The 4,492-nt window shown below is 81.2% G+C and carries 6 protein-coding genes and 1 pseudogene; 3 read left to right on the forward strand and 4 right to left on the reverse strand.

The genetic code is table 11. From position 1 onward, the window contains the following. Positions 1 to 286: 286 nt before the first annotated feature. Both ACRYR7_RS24490 and ACRYR7_RS24495 read left to right on the forward strand, forming a co-directional pair. On the forward strand, positions 287 to 898 hold the full coding sequence (locus ACRYR7_RS24490) for a GTP cyclohydrolase II (RefSeq protein ID WP_432574940.1): 612 nt from the start codon (positions 287 to 289) through the stop codon (positions 896 to 898). Then, on the forward strand, positions 895 to 1,425 hold the full coding sequence (locus ACRYR7_RS24495) for a hypothetical protein (RefSeq protein ID WP_432574935.1): 531 nt from the start codon (positions 895 to 897) through the stop codon (positions 1,423 to 1,425). Before ACRYR7_RS24490 ends, ACRYR7_RS24495 begins: the two co-directional genes overlap by 4 nt. A gap of 32 nt (positions 1,426 to 1,457) precedes the next feature. Here ACRYR7_RS24495 and ACRYR7_RS24500 read toward each other — a convergent pair whose 3' ends face one another. After that, positions 1,458 to 2,366, reverse strand: coding sequence for an alpha/beta hydrolase fold domain-containing protein (locus ACRYR7_RS24500; protein ID WP_432574936.1), 909 nt, complete (start codon positions 2,364 to 2,366; stop codon positions 1,458 to 1,460). Positions 2,367 to 2,698: 332 nt separating this feature from the next. Then, positions 2,699 to 2,851 (reverse strand): annotated as a pseudogene (locus ACRYR7_RS24505) (methyltransferase); the annotation flags it as partial. Here ACRYR7_RS24505 and ACRYR7_RS24510 point away from each other — a divergent pair. Continuing rightward, a complete protein-coding gene (locus tag ACRYR7_RS24510) occupies positions 2,787 to 3,095 on the forward strand; it encodes a hypothetical protein (RefSeq protein WP_432574937.1) in 309 nt (102 codons plus the stop codon). The pseudogene ACRYR7_RS24505 and the gene ACRYR7_RS24510 overlap by 65 nt on opposite strands. A gap of 4 nt (positions 3,096 to 3,099) precedes the next feature. Here ACRYR7_RS24510 and ACRYR7_RS24515 read toward each other — a convergent pair whose 3' ends face one another. Both ACRYR7_RS24515 and ACRYR7_RS24520 read right to left on the reverse strand, forming a co-directional pair. After that, entirely contained in the window at positions 3,100 to 3,495 is a 396-nt protein-coding gene (locus ACRYR7_RS24515) for a hypothetical protein (protein ID WP_432574938.1), read from the reverse strand. 67 nt (positions 3,496 to 3,562) lie between these two features. After that, entirely contained in the window at positions 3,563 to 4,252 is a 690-nt protein-coding gene (locus ACRYR7_RS24520) for a CPBP family intramembrane glutamic endopeptidase (protein WP_432574939.1), read from the reverse strand. Positions 4,253 to 4,492 lie beyond the last annotated feature (240 nt).

Consider the following 4,492-nt stretch of genomic DNA (forward strand, 5'->3'; position numbering starts at 1 on the left):
CCCCCGCCCCCGCGGCGGCGCCGGCCCGGGCCCGGGCGGTGCTGCGCCGGCCCGGTGAGCGGCCGGGGCGGCGGCGGGCCGTTCCTTGACGGCCCGGGCACCCCAACTTATTGTCCGTTAAAGTACCGGGCTGGAACCGCCACGCCCGCCGCCGCAGGAGCCCACCGTGCCGTCCCCGCTCGACCACGCCGTCCCCGCCCACGCCCCCGCTCACGCCGGCGCCCTCGACGGCGCCGGCGGACCCCGCCGCACCGCCGCGCCCGCCGCGGTGCGCACCTCGGTGGACGTGCCGCTGCGCTTCGGCGACGGGTACGCCACCACCGCGCGGGTGTCCACCTTCACGGGCCTGACCGACGGCCTGGAGCACCTGGCCCTCGCGCTGGGCGACTGGCGCGGCGCCCTGGCCCGCTCCGCCGCCGGCGGCCCGGCGCCCCTGGTGCGCCCGCACAGCGAGTGCCTCACCGGCGACGTGTTCGGCTCCGAGCGCTGCGACTGCGGCCCGCAGCTGCGCGAGGCCGTCGAGCGCATCGCGGGCGAGGGCGGCTTCCTGCTGTACCTGCGCCAGGAGGGCCGCGGCATCGGCCTGTACGCCAAGCTCGACGCCTACGCCCTGCAGGACTCCGGCCTGGACACCTACGACGCCAACGTGGCCCTGGGCCGCGGCGAGGACGAGCGCGACTACACCGCCGCCGCCCAGGCGCTCACCGCCCTGGGCGTGGACCGGGTGCGGCTGCTGTCCAACAACCCCGACAAGGCCGCCCAGCTCGCCCGCCTCGGCGTCGCCGTCACCGAGCGCGTGCCCACCGGCGTGCACCTCTCGCCGGCCAACGCCCGCTACCTGGCGGCCAAGCGCGACCGCACCGCCCACACCCTGGACCTGCCCGCGCAGCGGGCGTGAACCCGGTGCGCGGCCGGTGGCTGGTGGCCTTCGACGTGGACTGCGGGGAGTTCCTGCCCGGCCGGCGCCTGGTGCTGCGCGGGCTGCGCGACGAGGGGACCTGGGCCGAGGCGTTCGGCGACCGCCTGCCTGCGGGCGTCGCCGGCCCGGGGCGCGCGGTGTCGCTGGAGCACGAGGTGGTGCCCGGCATCCGCGAGGACGACCCCGACGGCCCGGGCTGGTACGGCCGCGAGCTCGCCGGGGTGGAGTTCCACCCGGACCTCCCGCGCCCGGCGTGGGACCGCGGCGACGGGCAGGGCTGGCTCGCCGTCCCGCCGGGCGAGCCGTGCGCGCGCGGCGGCTGGGGCCCCTACGCGCTGCCGCGGGGCGCGCGCCTGCTGCGGTTCGCGGTGTTCGCGAACCTCGCCGTGCGCCCCGCCGCGGACGGCGGCGTCGTCGTGCACCGGGTCAGCGACCCCGCCGGGCACCTCGTCGTCGACCTGGCCACCGGCACCGCCGGCTGGGAACCCGCCCGCCCCGGGCGCTGAGCACCCGCACCCCCCCGCGGGGCGCGCGCCGCTCAGGGCGCGTGCACGGCCTCGCGGAAGCGCGCCACGGCCGCGGCGCGCGCGGCGCGGCCCTCCGGCGTCGGGGTCAGCGGGTACACGTGCACCAGCCCGCGCCCCTCGTGCAGCTCCACGTCCACCCCGGCGGCGCGCGCCCGCTCGGCGAGCAGGCGCGCGTCGGGCAGCAGGATGTCGCGGGTCCCGCAGAACACCGTCAGCGGACCCAGCCCGCCCAGCTCGCCCGCGAGCGGGCTGACGCGCGGGTCGCCCACCGGCAGGTCCCCGCGCCACAGCTCCACCAGCACCCGGGTGCCCTCGCGGGCCAGCCACGGGTCGGCCGGCTGCACCGCGTCGATGCCGGGGTTGGCCAGCGACAGGTCCAGCGCGGGGGAGACGAGCACCGTGCGCGGCAGGACCACGCCGTGCTCGTCGCGCAGTACCAGCGCGGCGGACAGCGCGATCTGCCCGCCGGCGGAGTCCCCGGACAGGCACACCGGGCCGTGCTCGTCGCGGGCGGAGCGCACGAGGTCCGCCACGGCGGGCACCACGGCGCCGGCGGTGCCGCGCGGCACGAGCGGGTGCACCGGCAGCAGCACCGTGGTGCGGGCCCCGGCGGCCACCTGCGCGGCGAAGCGGAAGTGGTGGTGCACCACCTCGTTGACCCACCCGCCGCCGTGCACGTGCACCACCGCCCCGCGCGCGCCGCCCGCGCGCGGGGTGAGCACGTGCACCGGCCAGCCCGCCCAGCGCGTGGTGGACACCGCCACGTCCCGGCGCAGCCGGCGCGGCGGGTCGTGCGGGCGCGGGTGCCCGGCGCGCTCGGCGACGTGCCGGTGCGCCTCGGCGGCGGAGGAGTACACCCGGTTCGCGCGGGCCAGCCGCAGCAGCGGCGGCAGCAGGCTGCTCGGGACGCTGGGCGACACCGCCACCTCCTGACGCGGGGCCCCGCGGTGGCGCCCCGTCGCGATCGTGGTCCGCCCCGGCGCCCGCCGCACCCCGGGCGCGGTTCAGCCGCGCGGGGGGGGCGGGGGGGGCGGGGGGCGGGGGCGGGGGTGCCCCCCCGGCCCACCCGACCCCGACCACCCGGCGCCCGGCGCGCGGGGGGGGGGGGGGCGCCGGGGGGGGGGGGGGGCCGCGCGCGCCCCCCGGGCCGCGGCAGCCACAGCGGCACCGCCGCCCGGTAGGCGCGGTACTCCTCCCCGAACAGCGACTCCAGGAACCGCTCCTCGGAGGGCCTGACGGCGACGTGCCACAGCAGCCCTCCGGCGAACGGGACCGCGCAGTACAGCGGCGAGCCCACCAGCAGCGCCACCCCCAGGGCCTGGGTGGTGCCGCTGAGCGCCATGGGGTTGCGCACCAGCCGGTACGGGCCGGTGACCACCAGCCGGGCCGCGGCCTCGAACGGCACCGGGGTCCCCTCCCCGCGGGCCATCGCGAACGCGCACCGCACCCCGAAGGCGCTGGCCGCCACCAGCAGCACCGCCCCCGCCGCCGGCCCGCCCGGCAGCAGCACCCGCGGCACGCCCAGGAGCACCTCCACCCCGCGCAGCACCGCGGGCAGCGCGACCAGCGCCAGGAACCACACCAGCACCATCCACCCCAGGGTCCTGGCCAGGTGGCGCCGGTGCGGGGCGGGGCGGGCGACCCGGTAGAGCCTCACCGCGCCGACCGCTGCAGCACCAGCAGCGCGGCCGCGCTGCCCGCCGCGGCCAGCGCCATCGCCACCGCCCCGACCCCGCCGGTCCCGGCGGCGGCGGCGTACGCGCACGTCAGCGCGGTGCTGTAGAGCACCGCGCCGCACGTGAGCGCGGCCAGCGCGGCGCCGGCGCGCGGCCGGGCCCCGGCCAGCACCGCGGCGCCCAGCGAGGCGGCGGCCAGCACCACGTCGGGCACGAGGAAGCCGTCCAGCACGCTCCGCGCGCCCAGCTCGAAGGGGGCGCGGAACCCCTCCCAGCGCGCCAGCGCCGCCCACCACGCCGGCACCGCCAGCCCCTGCAGCAGCAGGTGCGCGCGGGCGGCGGCGACCGCGCGGGTCCCGGGCCGGGCGCTCACGTCAGCAGGTCGCGCAGCGCCGGCTCCAGGCGCGGGAACCCGCCCGAGCCCCCCGCCACGACGACCTTCACCGCGCCACGGTAGCGGCGCGGGTCCCGCCCGCGCGGGCCTTCCGGTCCACCAGGACGGCCACCGCGAGCAGGGCCGCCACGTCGAGCACGACGAGCAGCGGCGGCGCGCTGCCCGCCTCCAGCGACCGCGCCAGGGCGCCGGTGAGCACCGCCGGCACCATCAGGACGACGTTGCCCACCGCGTGCAGGACCACCGCCGCCTCCAGGCCGCCGGTGCGGTGCACCAGCCAGGAGGCCACCAGGCCGAAGGCGAACCGGTCGGCGAACAGCCACGGGTCCTGCGCGCCGTGCGCGGCGCTGAACAGCGCCGCCGAGACCACCGCGGCCAGCACCGCGCCCACCAGCGGCCGCGCGCACCACGAGCCCAGCGCCTGGGCCAGCCAGCCGCGGAAGAGGAACTCCTCCCCGGCGGCCTGCAGCGGCGTGGTCAGCACCACCACCGCCAGCAGCGCCACCGCCTGCCGGGCGGCGGGGGCGCTGCCCTCCCCGAACGGCGCGCGGCCGGCCAGCGCCTCGGCCGCGGCCATCGCCAGCGCGCCCAGGACGGCGACGGCCAGCACCGGCGGCAGCGCCCGCAGCGCCCACCCCCACCGCCACCGGCCCGCCGTGGAGGCCAGGGCGCCCGGCCCGCGCCCGTACCCGGCCACCAGCGCCAGCCACGCCAGCGGCACCCCGGCCGCCAGCACGAGGTTCGACAGCAGCAGGCCCCACCACGCGCTGGACAGGGCCCGGTCCAGCGCGGCGCCCTCCAGGCCGCTGAGGAGCGCGGCGGGGGGGGGGGGGGGGGGGGGGGGGGGGGCGGGGGGGGGGGGGGGGGGGGGGGGGGGGGGGGGGGGGGGCGGGGGGGGGGGGGGGGGGGGGGGGGGGGGGGGGGGGGCGGCGGGGGGGGGGCCCGGGGGCCCCCCCCCCCGCCGACGTCGCCGTGG

This window comes from Kineococcus gurbantunggutensis, assembly GCF_050871925.1.
In the GTDB taxonomy this organism is placed as follows: Bacteria; Actinomycetota; Actinomycetes; order Actinomycetales; family Kineococcaceae; genus Kineococcus.

Bases quoted from the DNA above. Each gene is read 5' to 3' on its own strand.
- ACRYR7_RS24510 (WP_432574937.1), top strand. From the start codon at position 2,787: ATGGGGTTGCGCACCAGCCGGTACGGGCCGGTGACCACCAGCCGGGCC.